This is a genomic window from Cupriavidus sp. 86D6 (genome assembly GCF_057815095.1).
The window spans coordinates 244,590-263,899 of the sequence record NZ_JBYPSB010000005.1 but is presented as its reverse complement, the minus strand read 5'-3'; the positions used below and the strand labels follow the sequence as shown (position 1 = coordinate 263,899).

Genomic DNA, 19,310 nt, shown 5'->3' with positions numbered 1-19,310 from the left:
GCCGTCCTACTTGAAGGACCCCGACATGGGAAGCGGGGCCCGCCATTCTCGCACTTGCGTTCCAGGCCGACCAAAAGGCGCGTTCACACGCGGACCGTGCGCGCCGCCGCTCCAGCACGTATCGCCACGTCCCTCCCTACGAATCGCAGCGGGACAGGAGCGATCGGGGTCGGTCGGGGGAGGTATCCATCGATCATTTTTCCTCTCGCCGGCACGAACGTTACTCGATTCGCCACCGCGCGACGCCGAGACTCGGACCCATCCGTCTCCACCTGCAGTCTCGGCGGGCATGACCTCCACGGAAGCTCCCCCGATTGCTGATTCTAGTCACACCGCGACATACGGCAACCCGACTGGAATGGGGAGGCTGGGCGTGCGCCACCCCACAGACATTCAGGGCCGCGCCCGCTGCCTTACACCATTGGCAGTTGCCGAACTGGATTGCCAGTGAGCTGGGCGACGGCATGTGCCACGGCGGGCGCGATTGGCGGCACGGCCACTTCACCGACGCCGCTGGGTTCGGCCGTGCTCGGCACAATGTGGGTCTCGATCAAGGGGGTCTCCGCCATCTTGATCATCGGATAGTCGGTGAAGTTGGTCTGCAGGATCTGTCCGTCCTTGATCTGAATCTGGCTGTACAGTGCGGCCGTCAGCCCGAAGATAATCCCGCTTTCCATCTGCTGGGCAACGACGCCCGGATTGACCACCGTGCCGCAGTCCACGACGCAGACAACGCGATGCACACGTGGCTTGCCGTCCTTGAGCGACACCTCCGCCACCTGCGCCACCACCGAGCCGAACGCGTTGTGCAGCGCAAGCCCGCGCGCACGCGGCGAGCCGTCAGTGTGGGGGGCCAGCGGCTGTCCCCAGCCTGCCGCTCTGGCGGCCGTATCGAGCACCCTCAGTTCACGCGGGTGCGACTTCAGCAAATCGCGCCGCATAGCCAGCGGATCGAGCCCGGCGGCAGCAGCCACGTCATTCAGAAAGTTCTCCAGGAAGAAGCCGGTGTAGGAGTGGCCGACGCTGCGCCAGAACCCGATCGGTACCGGCAGCTGCACCGTCAAGTGCGCGATATGCGCATGCTCGATTTCATACGGTAGGTCGAACAACCCCTCGACGGTATAACGATCGATTCCGAGCGACGGCGCGCCGAACAGCCGCTCCAACTCGCCAGCCATGATCGACTGACCGGCGCTGCGCGAGGCGATGGCTGTCACCCGCCCGTTCTCCACGCGGGCCCTCAGCCTTGCGATGGCCTGCGGACGATAGAAGTCGTGCCGGATGTCGTCCTCGCGCGACCAGATCACCTGTACCGGACGGCCTTCGGTCTTGCAGGCAATCGAAACGGCCTGCCCGATAAAGTCCGACTCCAGGCGCCGCCCGAAGCCGCCGCCAATGAACGGGATGTCGATATGCACCTGATCCCGGCTCACGCCGGCCACCCGGGCGGCAACAAGCTGTGCCAGGGTTGCCACCTGGGTAGGCGCCCAGAGCTGAACGCGGTCTTTGCTCACCTGGGCCGTGCAGTTGATCGGCTCCATGGCGGCATGGGCCAGGTAGGGTGCGCTGTACTCGGCTTGGACGACCATTGCGCCGTCCGTGCTGGCGAAGGCGTTCAGGCTGTCGCCCGTGGAACGGTAGGTAAAGCCGCCGTTGTCGCTGTCGAGCGCACCCACCAGTTGTTGCCGGATGCCGGCGGAATCCAGTGTGGCGTGCGGCCCCTGATCCCAGACGGGTTCCAGCGTTGCCAGCGCCTGACGTGCCTGCCAGTAGTGGTCGGCCACCACCGCTACGCCTGGCGCTCCGCCGGTCGAGCCGTCAAACGGCACGACATACCGCACGCCTGCCATCGCCAGTGCTGCGTTCGACTGGAAGCCCCTGAGCTTGCCGCCAAAGACGGGGCACATGACGACCGCCGCGTACAGCATGCCCGGCGGCCGCGCATCGATGGCAAAGCGCGCGCTGCCATCCGTCTTGCCTGCGATGTCGTTACGCGGCGCCGGCTTGCCAATCCGTTGATATTGCGCAGCCGGCTTGAGCTTGACGTTGGAGGGCGGCCCCATATCGCGGGCCTTTTGCGCGACAGCGGAGAAAGGCATCTGCCTGCCGCCTGGACCGATGAGCTGGCCTTCGCGCACGGTCACCTGTGCCGCCGGCACACCCCATTCACGCGCTGCCGCTTCCACCAGCGTGGCGCGTGCAGTGGCGGCGGCCTCGCGCACCGGCTGCCAGCCGTCGGCCACGCTGCTGCTGCCGCCGGTGATAATCAGGCCGATCTCTCGCGCGCCCTTGGCCATGATCCAATGCAACGCGCGCGCCCAGGCCTTGTCCGCGTCGTCGGGATGAAGCGGCAGCGAATTGATGTCCATCACCTCGACATTCCCATAGATGCGCTCGATGGGGGACGACTCGATGCTTACCCGCGCCAGCGGAATATCGAGCTCCTCTGCGGCCAGCATCGCCAGCGCAGTGTGGATACCTTGCCCCATCTCCACGCGCGGCATGGCCAGGATGACGTCGCCTTCCCGCGTGATCTTGATCCAGCCATTCAGCGCAATCTGACCAGACGTCCCGGGGAATGCCGCGGCGTCGCCGAGCCGGCTGCGCGGCGGCATCACGCCCCAGCCGACCACCAGCGCGCCGCCCAGGCCGAGCGCCCCAAGCAGGAAGCGACGCCGCCCGCGGCGTGGGGTAGTTGTGCCGGCGCTCATGCGCTCCCCTCCCGCAATGCCTTCGCAGCGCGCTTGATGGCAGTGCGCACGCGCGGATACGTGCCGCAGCGGCAGATGTTGGTGATGGCCGCATCGATGTCGGCATCGTTCGGGTCGGGCTGCCTGGCGAGCAGGTCCGCGGCCGCCATCAACATCCCCGACTGGCAGTAGCCGCATTGTGGCACCTGCTCGTCAATCCAGGCTTGTTGCAGCGCGTGGCGCTTGCCCGGCGCGCCAGCCAGCCCTTCGATCGTGGTAACGCGCTTTCCCGCCACGGCTGCCACGGGCAGGACGCAGGAGCGCACCGCGTTCCCCTCCAGATGCACGGTACATGCGCCGCAAGCCGCCACCCCGCAGCCGAATTTGGTGCCCGTTAGGTTCAGATGGTCGCGGAGCACCCATAACAAGGGCGTGGCCGGGTCGCATTCGACGCTGACCGGCCGGTGGTTGACGTCCAGATTCATGTATTGCTTCCTTGCCCTGATCCAGGGGTCTGATGACATTCCGCCATTCAGCCGGCGGTCGCGTGGACGTGTGATGACCGGTTATCGCCTGTCCACTACGTGGGTTCTTCCCGCCGGCGCCGGCTTGCCTTTCGAAACATGGCGACGTCGTCGGGTGCCAGGCTCGAGCCTTCCATTTCCCCGGATCGGATGCGCGACAGCACCCGCTTCGCGTTGGTAGCGCAGTCGATTCCCGCTGGCTTGCCCTCGATATCAGCCAGCAGTGCATGAATGTGCGCCTTGCTCTGAGCGAGCCGCGCCTCCATTGCCTCGATGTCACGCACCTTGTTGCGCAGCGTTTCGACCAGCGACCCATGCTGCCATTCCGCCAGATCGGGAGGCAGCAGCGCGCGAATCTCGTCGAGCGTGAAGCCTGCCTGCTGCGCGCTGGCGATCAGGTTGAGCAGCAGCACGGCTTGGGATGGATAGCTTCGGTAGCCGTTCGCCTGACGCTCGACCTTCAGGAGACCGATGCCCTCGTAGAAGCGGATTCGCGAGGGGGCGAGGCCGGTCCGCTTTGCCAGTTCTCCGATCTTCATGTCTTTCACACCCCTCGTGCAGAGTTGGTGGGGCCAAACCGGCTCCCAATGTCGCTGACCATTCCCCATGGCTGAATACGTTGAAACTGCCTTCAGTCTGAACTCTAAGGTTCAACTGAACTTGAAGGTCAAGCATCCGTCAGGCACCCGCCCCGAGAACAGGCTCCTAATAGTGCCTATTCGTGCACATATTAAGCAGGAGGCACGAGAACCCCGGCCTCCCGTGGCAACCCGCTGCCAGCCAAAAATGATGTTGACATTAAAGCTGACTTCAAACTTAGAGTCGACGCACGATCCAATGACCACTACCCAACCACATGACGATCCGAAAACTGGCGGCGGCTACCGGTGTACTTCTAAGCGCCAATTCGAGCCCTATCTGGGCCGATGACGCATCGACTATCCAGCCCGCAGAGAGCACAACAATCAATATTGCCGGCCATGAGGTCCCTGTCGTAAAAGGCGGGCTGTATGACCGCTATCGCTCCAATCCGCCTCTTTCCGTCATTGCGGCGGAAGCCCCGGACGTTGACCTGAGCTGGTTCAAGGAACTCAAGAAGGAGAAGGTGGATATTGGCTTCGAATCCTATTCGCCGAATTTCTACTACAAGAACAGCAGGGTGACGATCATCTTTACCGCCGACTTGAACAGGTTGCGGGAATTGATGCCGGCGGACGTGCTCGAGAAGGTGCAACCGCTTCAGATCTGGCCCGGCCGCGGCCTTGTCGCGCTCACCGCCTACGCCTACCACTTTTGCGATAACGACGCTTACAACGAGATGGGTCTCTCGGTCATCACGAATCGGCCGGGCAGTTCCAGCCTGGGGCCCCTTACCTTGATAAGTCAGGCGATGTCCGGTGACTTCTGGGGCTACGTACTGAAGCTTCCTGTCAACACGGAGCTGGCGAGGGTACGGGGTGTTGTCGGCTATAACCTCCCCAAATGGCTGACAGGCATCCACTACCGCGAGACCGAGAAGTCAGTCATCGTCCAGATCCTCGACAGCGAAACGGGCAAAGTCGATGTCACCATCGACGCGGAAAAGCTGGGCGATCTCTCGAGCAAGATCTCGATGGTGACCCATCGCTTTACAAACGTGGACCAGCAAGGGAAATTGACCACCGGTTTTGCAACTTCCCGGCAGCTCAGCCATGCCTCCAGCACAAATGCGGGCACGGTGAGCCTCGGCTTGACGGAAGGAAGCCTGTCGACATTCATCAAGTCCTTGAAGCTCGGCAAGATGCTCAAGTACGAGTACGTCCCGGAATTCCAAAGCGCCCTGTACTCGCCCAAGCCGCTTTGATGGAAGTTTTAGTGTCGAGTTGACACCGGTGGCATCTTACGGGCAGTCCTTTGGGCCACCGTCTTATAGCATCCTCGTCCGCGGCGGACAGTGATCTCCAATGACCACTTCAGGTTCATCCGCGGCACTGCGACACCCCGCCACACCCCTCCACCCCATCCGCCCCGCGCACGCCTCTAAGTTTTGTTCTAAACTTTCACAAATTTCTGAAAATTCAAAACAGACAATGCAGCTCTCGCCCCTGGTCCAGCGATTTGTCCTCCACTTCGGTGAGATGGGCAGCCGCTGGGGGATCAACCGCACGGTTGGTCAGATCTATGCCCTCCTCTTTACCGCCGCGCGGCCGCTGAATGCGGACGAGATCGCGGAATCACTTGGGTTTTCACGCTCCAATGTCAGCATCGGGCTCAAGGAACTGGAATCCTGGAACCTGGTGAAGCTGTCGCACCAGCCCGGCGACCGCCGCGAGTATTTCTCCGCGCCCGACGATGTCTGGGCGATCTTCCGCACGCTGGCCGAGGAACGTCGCCGGCGCGAGATCGATCCCACGTTGTCGATGCTGCGCGAAGTCCAGCTGGAGACGCCGCTGTCCGACGAAGACCGGCACGCCCAGGCCCGCATGAAGGAGATGTACGGGCTGATCCTGCTGGTCACGACGTGGTTCGGCGACATGCAGAAGCTCGATGTCGCCACCCTCGAAAAGCTGATGCGCCTGGGCTCGCGCGTCACCAAGCTGCTGGACGTCAAGGACCGGCTGACCTCTGCCATCGGCATGGGCGGCGCCGCGAAAGACAAGACTGCCAAGGCCGACAAGGCCCCGGCGAAGTCCGCCAGCAGCAAGCCCCCTGCAAAGTCTGCCCGCCCCCGCAAGGAGTAACCCGTGTTTGCAAGTGTCGATCCGGTGATACTGGCGCGCATCCAGTTCGCCGCGAATATCACGTTCCACATCCTGTTCCCCACCATCAGCATCTCGCTGGCGTGGGTGCTGCTGTTCTTCAAGCTGCGCTACAACAAGACCCGCGATGAAAGCTGGATGGACGCCTACCGCGTCTGGGTCAAGATCTTCGCGCTGACGTTCGCGCTGGGCGTGGTCAGCGGCATCACCATGAGCTTCCAGTTCGGCACCAACTGGCCCGGCTACATGGAAACCGTCGGCAACATCGCCGGCCCGTTGCTGGCCTACGAGGTGCTGACCGCGTTCTTCCTGGAAGCCACCTTCCTCGGCATCATGCTGTTCGGCATGCGGCGCGTGGGCAATCGCATGCACACCATCGCCACGCTGCTGGTGGCCGGCGGCACCACGCTGTCGGCATTCTGGATCCTGGCGCTGAACTCGTGGATGCAAACCCCGGCCGGCTTCGAGATGATCGACGGCCGCGCGCATGTCACAAGCTGGCTCGAAGTCATCTTCAACCCGTCGTTCCCCTACCGGCTCGTGCACATGCTGCTGGCGTCGGGCCTGACCGTGGCCTTCCTGCTGGCCGGCATTTCGGCCTATCGCTGGCTTCGCCACGACCGCGGCCGCGAAGTCATGCATTCGCTGCGCACCGGCGTGACGCTGGCGGCGTTGCTGATTCCGCTGCAGATCGTGGCCGGCGACCTGCACGGGCTGAACACGCTGCATCACCAGCCGGCCAAGATCGCGGCCATGGAAGGTATCTGGAAGACCGAAAAGGGCGCGCCGGCCGTGCTGTTCGGCCTGCCCAATGCGACCACGCAGTCGAATGACTTCGAGATCGCGATTCCCAAGCTCGCCTCGATCTACCTGACCCACAAGGTCGACGGCGAGATCAAGGGCATCGACGCCTTTGCCGATCGGCATCCGCCCGTGGCACCGCTGTTCTTCGCCTTCCGCATCATGGTGGGGGTTGGCCTGCTGATGCTGGCCGTGTCGTGGCTGGGCACCTGGCAGCTCCGCCGGCAGGGCGCGCCGTCGCCGTGGCTGGCACGCGTGCTGGTGGCGATGACGTTCTCGGGCTGGATCGCGCTGGTGGCGGGCTGGTATGTGACCGAGATCGGCCGGCAGCCCTATCTGGTCTACGGCGTGCTGACCACCGCCCAGGCCGCCTCGAAGGTGCCCGCCGCCATGATCGGCAGCACCCTGGCCATGTATCTGTCGCTGTATCTGGCGCTGATCGTCGCCTACATATCGGTGGTCTTCCACCTGGCCCGCAAGGCGGGCAAGTACGCCGCGTCCGGCCCCGCCGAGGGCACGCCGCAACCCGTCATCGGCCAACCCAGGAGCGCGCAATGAACCCGGCCACGATTCACGACCTGACCCAGCCGGCCGGCTGCCTGCCGCTGGTGTTCCTGGCGCTGATGGGCCTGTCGATGCTGATCTACGTGATCCTCGACGGCTACGACCTGGGCGTGGGCGTGCTGCTGCGCCGCGCCGACGATGCCGACAAGGACACCATGATCGCGTCGATCGGCCCGTTCTGGGATGCCAACGAAACCTGGCTTGTGCTCGGCGTGGGGCTGCTGCTGACGGCATTCCCGCTGGCCCACGGCGTCATCCTGACCAACCTGTACCTGCCCGTGGCGTTGATGCTGGCCGGACTGATCATCCGCGGCGTGGCGTTCGACTTCCGCGTCAAGGCGCGCGATCCGCACAAGCCGTGGTGGAACTTCGCGTTCTATGCGGGCTCGCTGCTGGCCAGCTTCTCGCAGGGGCTGATGCTGGGCCTCTATATCACCGGCTTCCGCTACGACCTGCCCAACCTGCTGTTCGCCGTGGCCGTGGGGCTTTGCCTGGTGGCCGGCTACTGCCTGCTGGGCGCCACGTGGCTGATCATGAAGACCACGGGAAGCCTGCAGTTGCGTGCCATCTACTGGGCCCGGCGCAGCCTGTGGCTGACGGCGGCCGGCGTGGCGGCGATCTCGGTGGTCACGCCGATGGTCAGCACGCGCATCTTCGACAAGTGGTTTGCGCTGCCGAACATCATCATGCTGGCGCCAATCCCGTTGCTGACGATGGGCCTTTTCGTGGTCATCGAGCGGTTCCTGCGCCGCATGCGCAACCTGCACGCCAACGGCAACGACCGCTGGTGCTGGCTGCCGTTCGCCGGGACGGCCGTGATCTTCCTGCTGGCATTCAACGGCCTGGCCTACAGCCTCTTTCCGTACCTCGTGGTCGATCGCATCGACATCTGGCAAGCGGCCAGCGCGCCGGAATCGCTGATGGTCATCCTGCTGGGCGCCGCGGTGGTGCTGCCGACGATCCTGGGCTATACGGCCTACGCCTACCGCGTGTTCTGGGGCAAGGCCACCGACCTGCGCTACGACTGACGGCCATCGCGCGGCCAACGGCCGTGGCGGCACGGCGGGTGTATGCTGGCAATAGCCAGACAACACCCGCCTTTTTCGTTCCGCACCTTGTCCGCCTCGCCCGACCCCACCCACCGTGCGCCCGCGGGCGCTACCACCGGCCCGCTCATGCGTCGCCTGCGCAGCCACGCCGGCAATCAGGTTCGCGCGCTTACGCGCAGCAATTCCGGGCTGACGCTCGACTACGACAATCCGCCCGGTGATCCCGGCCTGTTCGGTCCGGACGCTGTCTGCTGGCGCGTGCATGCCGATTTCCCGGCGATGCTGGCCGGCGGCGTCAGCGCGCTGTTGTTGCAGGCCCTACACCCGCGCGCACTGGCCGGCGTGTGGGACCACTCCAGCTTCCGCACCGACATGCAGGGCCGCCTGGGGCGCACCGCGCAGTTCATCGCCGGCACCACCTACGGCAGCCGGGCCGACGCGATGCTGCTGATCGAACGGGTGAAGCGCATCCACGCGTCGATCCAGGGCACGGCACCCGATGGCCAGCCCTACGCCGCCGACGACCCCGACCTGCTGACGTGGGTGCACGTGGCGGAGGTGTCGAGCTTCATGGCCGGATACCTGCGCTACGTGGGGCCGCTGTCCGTAGCCGAGCAGGATCGGTATTTCGCGGAAGCGGCGACGGTCGCGGCGTTACTGGGCGCACCGGACGTGCCGCGCTCGCGCGCCGGGGTCGATGCCTATCTGGAAGCCCAGCGTCCCGGTCTGGTGAACAGCGACCGGACAAAGGAAGTGGTCCGGCTGATCATGGCGATGCCGGTGGCCAACCCACTGCTGGTGCCGGCCGTGCGAACCATGGCCGATGCCGGCGTGGCGCTGCTGCCACCCTGGGCGCGCCAGATGCTTGGTCTGCACCGCCCTTCACTGCGCCGCTCGCTGGCGCTGGCCGGCATGCGCGGACTGGCGCCCACGCTGCGCTGGGCGCTGGGGCCCGGCCTGGCGGCACGTGCCAGACGGCGGGTACAGGCGCAGCCGGCCGCCTGATTACTCCGCAGTAGCCGCCGCCTTGGCTGCGGCGGCGGGGCTGCCGCGCAGCGTCGTTTCCTTCAGGCGGGCCACGAAGAACGGCGCGATCAACGAGACCGCCGCGCTCATCAGGAACAGCACGCGGAACGCATGCTCGGCGGCCACGCGCACGGCGGCGGCATCGCCCTGGTCGCCGCCGGACATCGCCCGGCGGAACATGCTCATCAGCACATCCTCGCCGCCGCGCATGTCCGATACGGCCACGCCGCTATGGCGCAGCAGCGCGATCAGCACCGTGGTAAGCACGGCCACGCCGACAGCACCGCCCAGCAGCCGCGAAAACGCTGTCAGCGCCGTGGCGATCCCCACCTGCTGGGGCGGCACGGCGTTCTGCGTCGCCACCAGCCCGCTGGGCAGCTGCAGGCCGATCGACAGGCCCAGTATGATCATCACCAGCGCCGCCAGCGTCACCGATTGCGGTGGCGTGAATGCCAGCGCCACGATGGCCACGGGCGCCACGAGGCAGCCCGTCATCTGCAGCGGCTTGTAGCGGCCGCTCCACGACATCAGCCGGCCTGAAATATATGCGCCGAACGGAATGGCCAGCGTCAGCGGCACCAGCCGCAGCGCGGCCGTGTCGGCAGCCGCCCCGCCCACCACCTGAAAGCGCAGCGGCAGCAGCACCGACATCGCGATCAGCTGGAAGAAGCACAGGAACAGCGTCAGGCAGCAGATGGCCACGGTGGGCACGCCCAGCATGGCAAGCGGAATCACCGGATCGGCGGCGCGGCGCTCCTGCCACACGAACACCACCATGCCGATCAGGCCCGCTGCCAGCAGGCCGACCGTTTGCGGTTCCAGCGGCGAATGGCCCTGCCCCAGACGGGTCAGGAACACCAGCACGCCGGACAGGCCGCCGCCGAACAGGAACGCGCCCAGGTAGTCGATCCTGTGCTTGCGGCCAGTGACGGGCAGATGGCGCAGCGCGCGGCGCACCACCACCAGCGCGATCAGGGCCAGCGGGATGTTGATCCAGAAAATCCAGCGCCACGACAGGAAGTGCGCCAGGTAGCCGCCGATCACCGGCCCCGCCATGCTGGCCACGGCCCACACGCCGCTGACATAGCCCTGGTACTTGCCGCGTTCGCGCAGCGGCACCACGTCGGCGATGGTGGCCTGCGACACCGAAATCAGCCCGCCGCCGCCCAGGCCCTGCAGGATGCGCGCGACGATCAGCATCGGCATGGTCGTGGCCAGTGCACAGGCGATCGAAGCCAGCAGGAACAGGATGATCGAGAACGTCAGCACCGAGCGGCGCCCCAGCACATCGGACAGCTTGCCGTAGATCGGCGTCACCACCGTCGACGCCACCAGATAGGCCGAAATCACCCAGGCCATGTCCTCGAAACCATTGAGCTGCAGCGCGATGTCGGGCAGCACCACGGCCACGATCGACTGTTCGAGCGCGCCGAGCAGGATGGCCAGCATCAGGCCGAAGATGACCTGCATGACGGGGACGTCAGCCGGGGGAGCGTCGGGGGAAAGCCGGGATGAGGGCGCTGCGGACATGGTGTGGCCTGGCTGGCAGATGAAGGCCCGGACGGGCTTCGCTGCTCTTTTGTCGGTGAAGGAGAGCCGCTATTTTAGGCGACTGCTGAAAACCGCGCTTGTCGTTTCCCGTTCAACGCCCGCTTTGGACCCGGAACCGAGGCGTGAAAGAGACACCATCATCACTTTTATGACAAGGGTTCACAGCATGCGCGTACTGCCTGGCGCAACCAGCGGTGGGCGGGATCGGTGTCGCGCCGCGCATGCCAGGCCTGCTGAAATGGCACCGATGGCAGCGCCACGGGTGGCGCGAACGCGCACAGCCCCGGCTGGGGCGGCGCGGCGGACAGCGTCCGGGCGGCCACCGTCAGGATCAGGTCGGTGCCGGCCACCACGTCCAGCGCCGCGCTCCAGTGCGGCAGGACCACCGCGACATGGCGGTCCAGGCCCGCTGCCGCCAGGGCGGCGTCGATATCGCTCGGCGCATCGAGCCGCATCGCCACCAGCACGTGGGGACGGGCCAGCCACGCCTCGCGCGCCAGGTCGCCGTGCGCGGGCAGTGTGGCGCCGTCCGCCACGCTAATGTAGTAGTCCTCGAACAGCAGGTCGACACAGATATCGCGCGGCAGATGCGGAAACACGCCCAGCGCCAGGTCGATCTCGCCGTCGGCCAGCTTGGCGAGCATGGCTTCGCGGCTGGCCTGCACGGCGGCCAGGTCGATGCCGGGCGCCTCGCTGCGCAGGTGGCGCACCAGCGTCGGCAGGATGATGCGCGCACCATAGTCGGACAGCGCCAGGCGGAACGTGCGCCGGGCCTGGGCCGGATCGAAGGCGGATGTGCGCAGCAGGCCGTTGAGCTGGCTCAGCGCATCTTCCAGCGGCGGCAGCAGTTCGCGCGCGCGCGCCGTTAGCACCAGGCCGGCGTCGCGCCGCACCAGCAGAGGATCGTCGAACAGGTCGCGCAACTGGGCCAGCGCGTGGCTGACCGCCGGCTGGCTCTTGTGCAGCCGTAGCGCCGCGCGCGTGACGTGCTGCTCCGTCAGCAACGCGTGCAGCGTCAACAGCAGGTTCATGTCGAGGCGGCGCAGGTCATCCATGCGGCGAATGTCTCAGGTAAGGATTGCGAATTTCCCTGGCGGCCCAGCCGCGGGCACCATGGGTGCTTCGTTCTTGAACCGGAGACTTTACATGACGGCACCTTTGGCCACGCCGCTGGCATCCACCTGGATGCCGATGGGCATCGCGCTGCTTGCCGGCGCCATGATCCCGTTCCAGGCCGGCACCAACGCCACGCTGGGCCGCTCGCTCGGCCATCCGCTGTGGGCCACGGTGCTGTCGCTGCTACTGAGCTTGCTGGTGGTACTGCCGGTGCTGTGGGGCATGCGGGCGCCACCGCCGGCGCTGGCCGGCGCCCTGCACGGGCCGTGGTGGCAGTGGATCGGCGGCGTGTTCGGCGTGATCTACATTACGGCCGCGCTGATCCTGGCGCCCCGTGTGGGCACCGCGAACTTCATCGTCGGCGTCGTGGCCGGCCAGGTGCTGGCTTCGCTGCTGATCGATCACCTGGGGCTGGTGGGGCTGCCCAGCCGGCCCGTCACCTGGATGCGCCTGGCCGGGGTGGGACTGGTGCTGGCCGGGATGGCAGTCATGCAATGGCAGCCATGGGACGTGGCCACGCAAGCAGACGGCGCCGCGTCTGGCGCCGCCTCGCTGCGCAACCACCAGCGTTAAAACGTCTCCCAGTCGCCGGTATCGGCCGTGGCCGGGGTCGGCGCGGCGGCGGGCCGACGGCGGGCGGGCGTGGCCAGCACGGGTTCCTTGCGCTGATGCGTCACTGGCGAGCGCGGCGCGGCCGGCCTGGCGCCGTGGCGCGACAGCACCGGTTCGGCCTTGGCCTTGCGCTGCACGGGCGGCCGCGTCGCGGCGGGCACGGCGGCCACGCGGGTCGGCGCCCGCGCCGTCACCGGCGCCTGTGCAGCCACCGGGGCCGGCCTGGCCGGCTGGACCGGCTTGGCTGGCTTGACCGGCAAGGCCCGCTTCACCGGCTCGGCGGCGGGCGCGGGCAATGCCCGGGCGGGCTTTGCAGCCATGGCGCGCGCAGGCCTGGCGACCGCCATCGCGGCCGCGCGCGGCGTTGCCGGCTGCCGCGCAAAGGGCTCGGCGGTTGCAATGCCGCCCTGCCCCAAGTCGAACCGCGCCACCTCGGTCACCAGGCCGCCGGCCTGCTGCAGCAGGCTTTCGGCCGCAGCACTGGCTTCTTCCACCAGCGCGGCGTTCTGCTGCGTCACGCTTTCCATCTGGGTAATCGCCAGGCTCACCTGTTCGATACCGGCGGTCTGCTCTTCGCTGGCCGACGAGATCTCGCCCATGATGTCGGTCACGCGGCGTACGGCGGTCACGATGTCGTCCATCGTCTTGCCGGCCGCCTCCACCTGTTTGGCACCGTCCTGCACCTGGCGCACGGACCCATTGATCAGTTCGCCGATTTCCTTGGCCGCCGACGACGACCGCTGGGCCAGGCTGCGGACTTCGGCCGCCACCACGCTGAAGCCCCGGCCCTGCTCGCCGGCGCGAGCGGCTTCCACGGCCGCGTTCAGCGCCAGGATATTGGTCTGGAATGCAATGCCCTCGATCACGCCGATGATTTCCGACACGCGGGCCGACGACTTCGAGATCCCGTCCATCGTATCCACCACGCTGCGCACCGCGCGGCCGCCTTCGGTGGCCACTTCGGAAGCGTTGACGGCAAGCTGGTTGGCCTGCCGCGCGTTCTCGGCGTTCTGGCGCACGGTCGATGTCAGCTGTTCCATCGATGCAGCGGTCTGCTCCAGCGAGGCCGCCTGCTCTTCGGTACGCTGCGACAGGTCGGTGTTGCCACTGGCGATTTCGCGGGCGGCGGTGTCGATTGAACCGGCTGCCTGCTGGATGCCACGCACCAGCGTGCCCAGCTGCCCGAAGGCACGTTCCAGTGCGCCGAGCATGCGGCCCATTTCGTCGTGGCTGCGCACCTGGATCGCGTGGCCAAGCTGGCCCTGCGCCAGCGCCTCGGCCGCATCCAGCGCCTGGTGAGCGGGACGCGTCACCGAACGCGCCAGCCCGATGCCAAGCAGTGCGGCGATGACGGCAGCCACCGCCGACATGCCGATCAGCACGTTGCGCGTGAAGACATACTGCGCCGAGGCCTCGTCGACCGCCGCCATGGCCATCTTGCGGCCCAGTTCGGCGGCGGCATCGAGACTGTCGAAGTACGCCGCCTGGGCCGCCGGCAGGGTCACCACCAGTCCAGCACGGGCGCCATCGAAGGCGCCGCCACGCAGTTGCTGCATGACGAGGTCGAGCTGGCCGTTGTAGTTGGCGCGCACCTGCATCAGTTGCTCGAACCTGGCACTGGAATCGGCGCTGGGTGAAGCCCGCATGACCTTGCCCAGGTCTTCGAGCGTGGCGCTGACCTGTTCCCGGATCTTGCCGATCTTCTCGGCGTTCTGCTCCGCCAGCGCCGGGTCTTCGGTCAGGGCGGTGTCGCGCACCAGGATGCCGATCGCCAGCACCCGTTCCTTGGCCAGCTTCAGATCCAGCACGCGCAACAGCCGTTGTTCCACGGCCTGGTGCATCGCGTCGTTCATGCCGCCCAGCGCCCTCACGCCTACCGTGGCCACCACGGCCAGCAGCAGCACCACCACGGCGAATGCCAGCGACATCCGCGCGCCGATCCCCATTTTCCGCAAGCCCATGACTTCGTACCTTTCGTCTGTCGGGTTGTATTTGTACGCGCTGCGTCCGCCCGAGGCGGGGCGTCGCACGGCACGGTAACGGCGGGCCGAACGCTGCACTTGAGCGAATAAATGAAATGGGGGGAAAAGTCGCTGCTCTTCCACAAATTGGGGGCGCAGCGCATGGCGTCTAATCTGCCTCAGGCACTTCGATCCCGTCGCAAATGGACGGGCGAGGCACAACGCCGGAAACGGCGGATGGCTTCGAAGGATGCGGGCTCAAAAAAAAGAAGCCCACGCGCGGGGTGCTCGTAGGCTTTCAGGACTGCTATGAAGGGACCGGCTGTACCCGGTCCCGAACCGCGAATATAAACCTGCTTACATGAGGTGTAAATCGCGTTTCTATCAGGGATTCCCCTGATGGCGGGTGTAACGCGTGCATCACTCGTATGCCAAAAGTGATGCACTAGGACACTTTTAGACTTATCGATGAATAACGGACGCTTCCCGGAAACCTTTAGCTGGCGCGGGTTGTGGAGAATGCGCTGGCCTGACAGACTCGCAGCGAATCGATATGTGCTACACGAATCACAAAAGTGCGGCAACTAAATAAGTAGAGCAAATCCTCTAGGCCCAGCCCCGCAGGGGGTTCGTCAACGCTTGTAAAACTTTGTTACTCTCCCGCCTGAAGTATTCCCCTTCTCTCCTGGCAGAGACGACCCCACCGGGTAGCAGGGCAGCGTGCATCACTTTGCTCGAACGCCTGTCCGCCGCAATCATGTCGTCGTGTCCCTGCACCGGTTCCGAGAGCGAATGTTTCAATTCTCGCCGCGATCAGGCTGCAGTAACCGTCACTTTTAGTGCGACGGCACGCAAAGTCCCTGGTAATCGGACCGTTGTCAGCCGCCAGAACCCTCGCGGGCTCTTCCGGAGAAGTTGTGAAGAAGGAAATCAAGGCTCCCAGACCCAGCAGAAAGCTGCAGCAGTTGCAGTTCGCCGCGCACAGCGCCAGCCGTGCCGCGGTGGTCGTGCATCTGTCGAATGGCACGCGGCTCAATGGCATCGTGCTGGCGTCGGACAATTACATGATCCTGCTCGGGCGGACCGCCGAGGATCCCACCCCGACATTGATCTACAAGCGCGCCATCACGGTGGTAACCCCCGCCCACGCGTCGACCGACGCCGTGGCGATGCTGGACGCCGACGTATCGCCGGATTTCGTGCGGATCTTCATTCCGCGTACCCGCAAGCGCCGCTGACCGCCCGGCCCACCGCGGGGCTGGCCGCCGCCGGCGGCATCGCCTCCGCCTCTATATATATAGCGGGCCACAACGGGCCCAATGGCGGGCAGGGCAGCCGCCATACACCAGATCGGCCTACGCCCGCAACACGCGCAAAAGTCACTCTAAAGTCTTCTCACCCACGGTCGATAACCTTTGCAACGGAGGCACTCTACGCCCTGCACTGCAGGCAGCCAACGTTACGGCACCCGCCGGAATGCCTAAAACATTGCAAATAGGAGTCGTACCATGGCGCAAGTCATCAACACCAACATTCTGTCGCTGCAAACGCAGAGCAACCTGAACACGTCGCAATCGTCGCTGAACAGCGCGATCCAACGTCTGTCGTCGGGCCTGCGCATCAACAGCGCCAAGGACGATGCTGCTGGTCAAGCCATCGCCAACCGCTTCACCGCCAACATCAAGGGCCTGACGCAAGCTTCGCGTAACGCCAACGACGGTATCTCGATCGCTCAAACGACCGAAGGCGCGCTGAGCGAAGTCAACAACAACCTGCAACGTGTGCGTGAACTGTCGGTGCAAGCCGCCAACGGCACGAACTCGTCGTCGGACCTGAAGTCGATCCAGGACGAAATCAAGCAGCGTCTGTCGGAAATCGACCGCGTGTCGGCTCAAACCCAGTTCAACGGCGTGAAGGTTCTGGCCAAGAACCAGAACATGTCGATCCAGGTTGGCGCCAACGACAGCGAAACGATTTCGATCGCCCTGAAGCAAATCACGTCCGCTACCCTGGGCGTTGCTGGCTTCAGCGTCGCCGGCCCGCAAGGCGCAACGGCTTCGATCGGTTCGGCCGCTGCTCAAGCTGCTCTGGGCTCGGCCACGCCGGTGACCGGCGCTTCGGCAACCGGCGTCTCCGCCGCCGACATCCAGCGCGCTCTGGGCCTGAACACCTCGGCTGCCGTGAACGCACAGAACGTGGTGGCTGACTCGAACGGCAACTGGTTCGTGCAAGTGAGCATGACCGGCCTGACCGCCGCCGACGACGCCGCTCTGTCGTCGAAGGGCTTCGCTGGCAACGGTACCGCCACGTCCGCCACGATGTACATCGCCGTCAAGCCGACCGACGCATCGATCAACGGCCAGACCGCCGGCTTCACGCTGACCGGTTCGTCGCTGCAAGCTTCGGACTTCCAGCAACCGGCCACGACCAACCCGCTGGCCACGCTGGACAAGGCCCTGGCAACGGTTGACAACCTGCGCTCGAGCCTGGGTGCTGTGCAGAACCGCTTCGAATCGACGATCAACAACCTGAGCACGACGGTGAACAACCTGTCGGCTTCGCGTTCGCGCATCGAAGACGCTGACTACGCAACGGAAGTGTCGAACATGACCCGCGCGCAGATCCTGCAACAAGCTGGTACGTCGGTGCTGTCGCAAGCGAACCAGACCACGCAAAACGTGCTGTCGCTGCTGCGTTAATCGCCGCGCCGCAAGAAACCGGGCCGCAAGGCCCGGTTTTTTTGCCGGAGTGTTTTGCAGGCAGACCACTGCCTGCAAAGCATTTCAACCGTAGAGTTTTTCCTGCCCTACCGGACGGAGCTGACCATGGCATCTTCCACCCCCGTATCCATGCCGGCACGCATCACCGCCGAACCCGTGGCTGTCAGCCCGGCACCCGCCGTGCCGGCCACCGCCGCCGACGCCGTGCGCCCGGCCGCCGCAGCCCAGGACACCGGCAGCCATGCCGGCTCGGGCAATACCCCCGGCAACATGGCAGCCGCCGTGGAAGAACTCGTCGACGTGCTCAAGACCACGTCGATCGGCCTGCGGTTCGAGATCGACGACACCACCCACCGCGTCATCACCAAGGTCGTGGACAAGGAAACCGGCGACCTGATTCGCCAGTTGCCCAGCGAGGAGGTGCTGCGCTTCGCGCGCGCCATCGACAAGCTCCAGGGGCTGTTCGTCAGCCACGCCGTCTGATTCACCGCAAGCCCCATCAGTTGAAGCGATAACAACAGGTAGAAAAACATGTCCGGAATCTCCTCCATCGGCATCGGCTCCAATCTGCAGTTGCAGGACCTGCTCGACAAGATCCAAACGAACGAGAACACCGCGCTCGACCAGATCAACACCGAGGCCACCAGCTACCAGTCGCAGCTGAGCGGCTACGGCACCATCAAGAGCGTGCTGGACGCCTACTCGGCCGCAGCCAAGACGCTGGCCACCGCATCGACGTTCGGCGCCGTGAAGGCGGCGGTCGGCAACAGCAGCGTGCTGTCCGCCACCACTGGCACCAACGCCGTGGCGGGCAACTACAACATCAACGTGACCTCGCTGGCCCAGGCCCAGAGCCTGGTGTCGAAGCAGGTGGCGGACCAGACCGCCGCAGTCGGCGCCGGCACGATCACGATCGACTTCGGCGCCAACCTGGCCACCGGCGGCACGCCGACCAGCACCAAGACCGTGACGATCGGCTCGGACACTTCGCTGCAAGGCATTCGGGACTCGATCAACAAGGCCGGCATCGGCGTGACGGCCAGCATCATCAATGACGGCAGCGGCACGCCCTACCACCTGGTACTGACGTCGGACAAGACCGGCACGCAGTCGCAGATGCGCGTCTCCGCGGACAACAGCGCCGTGAACGACATCGTCGGCTACGATCCGGCCGTGGCCACGCAGCCGAGCGGCATGCAGGAGAAGGTCAAGGCTGCCGACGCCGCGCTGACGATCAACGGCATCGACATCACCAGCCAGACCAACACCGTGTCCGAAGCGGCGCAGGGCGTGACCCTGACGCTGACTGGCACCGGCACCACCAGCATGAGCGTGACGCGCGACGACGCGTCGATCAAGAACGCCGTCCTGGGCTTTGTCACTGCCTACAACAACGTGCTGTCGGCCGCCAAGACGCTGACGGCCTTCGATACGTCCTCCGGCAGCAAGGGCGCCCTGAACGGCGACAGCACGCTGCGCAACATCCAGACGCAGATGCGCGCGATGCTGACCACCCCGATGTCGGACGGCAAGGGCGGCATGGTCACGCTGTCCGACATGGGTGTCGAATTCAGCCTGGACAGCTCGAACTCGGGCTCGCTGAAGGTGAACGACGACAAGCTGACGAAGGCCATCGCCAACAACCTCACCGGCATGACCGCCTTCTTCTCGGGCACCAGCGGCTCGACGGGCATGGGCAAGACCATCACCAGCTATATCGACGGTCTGAACGCCACCGGCGGCGCGCTCAGCGCAGCCACCGACAGCCTGACGACGACGCTGAAAGACCTGGAAACCAAGTACAGCGCAACGCAGACCCGGATCACCGCCACCATGGACCGCTACCGCGCCCAGTTCACACAGCTTGACCTGCTGGTCTCGCAGATGAACCAGACCAGCAGCTACCTGACGCAGCAGTTCTCGGCCCTGACGTCCAGCAGCAAGAAGTAACCACACGG

General features: G+C 65.5%; 16 protein-coding genes. 10 read left to right on the top strand and 6 right to left on the bottom strand.

Going from position 1 to position 19,310, the window contains the following annotated elements:
- Nucleotides 1–413: 413 nt before the first annotated feature.
- From AC3G88_RS14590 to AC3G88_RS14580, 3 genes are all read right to left on the bottom strand, one after another.
- Entirely contained in the window at nt 414–2,711 is a 2,298-nt protein-coding gene (locus AC3G88_RS14590) for a xanthine dehydrogenase family protein molybdopterin-binding subunit (RefSeq protein ID WP_488772039.1), read from the bottom strand.
- Nucleotides 2,708–3,175, bottom strand: coding sequence for a (2Fe-2S)-binding protein (locus AC3G88_RS14585; RefSeq protein WP_488772040.1), 468 nt, complete (start codon nt 3,173–3,175; stop codon nt 2,708–2,710). The genes AC3G88_RS14590 and AC3G88_RS14585 overlap by 4 nt, the downstream gene beginning before the upstream one ends.
- 95 nt (nt 3,176–3,270) lie before the next feature.
- Nucleotides 3,271–3,753, bottom strand: coding sequence for a MerR family transcriptional regulator (locus AC3G88_RS14580; RefSeq protein ID WP_488772041.1), 483 nt, complete (start codon nt 3,751–3,753; stop codon nt 3,271–3,273).
- 317 nt (nt 3,754–4,070) lie between these two features.
- Here AC3G88_RS14580 and AC3G88_RS14575 point away from each other — a divergent pair, with 317 nt between their 5' ends.
- The 5 genes from AC3G88_RS14575 to AC3G88_RS14555 all read left to right on the top strand — a co-directional run bounded on the left by AC3G88_RS14575 (nt 4,071) and on the right by AC3G88_RS14555 (nt 9,371).
- Nucleotides 4,071–5,057, top strand: a complete 987-nt coding sequence (locus tag AC3G88_RS14575) for an acetoacetate decarboxylase (ADC) (protein WP_488772042.1) — start codon at nt 4,071–4,073, stop codon at nt 5,055–5,057.
- 226 nt (nt 5,058–5,283) lie between these two features.
- Nucleotides 5,284–5,934: a GbsR/MarR family transcriptional regulator gene (locus tag AC3G88_RS14570; protein WP_488772043.1), complete on the top strand. Its 651-nt coding sequence runs from the start codon at nt 5,284–5,286 to the stop codon at nt 5,932–5,934.
- A gap of 3 nt (nt 5,935–5,937) precedes the next feature.
- Nucleotides 5,938–7,311: a cytochrome ubiquinol oxidase subunit I gene (locus AC3G88_RS14565; RefSeq protein ID WP_488893460.1), complete on the top strand. Its 1,374-nt coding sequence runs from the start codon at nt 5,938–5,940 to the stop codon at nt 7,309–7,311.
- Nucleotides 7,308–8,345 carry a cytochrome d ubiquinol oxidase subunit II gene (locus tag AC3G88_RS14560; protein ID WP_488772045.1) on the top strand — a complete coding sequence of 346 codons (1,038 nt, stop codon included), beginning with the start codon at nt 7,308–7,310 and terminating at the stop codon, nt 8,343–8,345. Before AC3G88_RS14565 ends, AC3G88_RS14560 begins: the two co-directional genes overlap by 4 nt.
- A 147-nt stretch (nt 8,346–8,492) precedes the next feature.
- A complete protein-coding gene (locus tag AC3G88_RS14555) occupies nt 8,493–9,371 on the top strand; it encodes an oxygenase MpaB family protein (RefSeq protein WP_400393204.1) in 879 nt (292 codons plus the stop codon).
- Here AC3G88_RS14555 and AC3G88_RS14550 read toward each other — a convergent pair whose 3' ends face one another.
- Both AC3G88_RS14550 and AC3G88_RS14545 read right to left on the bottom strand, forming a co-directional pair.
- Entirely contained in the window at nt 9,372–10,922 is a 1,551-nt protein-coding gene (locus tag AC3G88_RS14550; RefSeq protein ID WP_488772046.1) for an MDR family MFS transporter, read from the bottom strand.
- A gap of 167 nt (nt 10,923–11,089) precedes the next feature.
- Nucleotides 11,090–11,998, bottom strand: coding sequence for a LysR family transcriptional regulator (locus tag AC3G88_RS14545; RefSeq protein ID WP_488772048.1), 909 nt, complete (start codon nt 11,996–11,998; stop codon nt 11,090–11,092).
- Between the two features lie 91 nt (nt 11,999–12,089).
- On the opposite strand from AC3G88_RS14545, the gene AC3G88_RS14540 reads away from it, so the two are divergent.
- Entirely contained in the window at nt 12,090–12,632 is a 543-nt protein-coding gene (locus tag AC3G88_RS14540; RefSeq protein WP_488772049.1) for a DMT family transporter, read from the top strand.
- Here AC3G88_RS14540 and AC3G88_RS14535 read toward each other — a convergent pair.
- Nucleotides 12,629–14,632: a methyl-accepting chemotaxis protein gene (locus tag AC3G88_RS14535; protein ID WP_488772050.1), complete on the bottom strand. Its 2,004-nt coding sequence runs from the start codon at nt 14,630–14,632 to the stop codon at nt 12,629–12,631. The two genes, AC3G88_RS14540 and AC3G88_RS14535, sit on opposite strands and share 4 nt — an antisense overlap.
- A gap of 917 nt (nt 14,633–15,549) precedes the next feature.
- On the opposite strand from AC3G88_RS14535, the gene AC3G88_RS14530 reads away from it, so the two are divergent.
- The 4 genes from AC3G88_RS14530 to fliD all read left to right on the top strand — a co-directional run bounded on the left by AC3G88_RS14530 (nt 15,550) and on the right by fliD (nt 19,302).
- Nucleotides 15,550–15,870: an RNA chaperone Hfq gene (locus tag AC3G88_RS14530; protein WP_092599433.1), complete on the top strand. Its 321-nt coding sequence runs from the start codon at nt 15,550–15,552 to the stop codon at nt 15,868–15,870.
- A gap of 270 nt (nt 15,871–16,140) precedes the next feature.
- Complete coding sequence (locus AC3G88_RS14525; protein ID WP_488772051.1) at nt 16,141–17,331, top strand: FliC/FljB family flagellin; 1,191 nt, start codon at nt 16,141–16,143, stop codon at nt 17,329–17,331.
- Between the two features lie 126 nt (nt 17,332–17,457).
- Nucleotides 17,458–17,835 carry a flagellar protein FlaG gene (locus tag AC3G88_RS14520; RefSeq protein WP_488772052.1) on the top strand — a complete coding sequence of 126 codons (378 nt, stop codon included), beginning with the start codon at nt 17,458–17,460 and terminating at the stop codon, nt 17,833–17,835.
- 48 nt (nt 17,836–17,883) lie between these two features.
- Entirely contained in the window at nt 17,884–19,302 is a 1,419-nt protein-coding gene (gene fliD, locus AC3G88_RS14515; RefSeq protein ID WP_488893459.1) for a flagellar filament capping protein FliD, read from the top strand.
- The last annotated feature ends 8 nt before the right edge of the window (nt 19,303–19,310 follow it).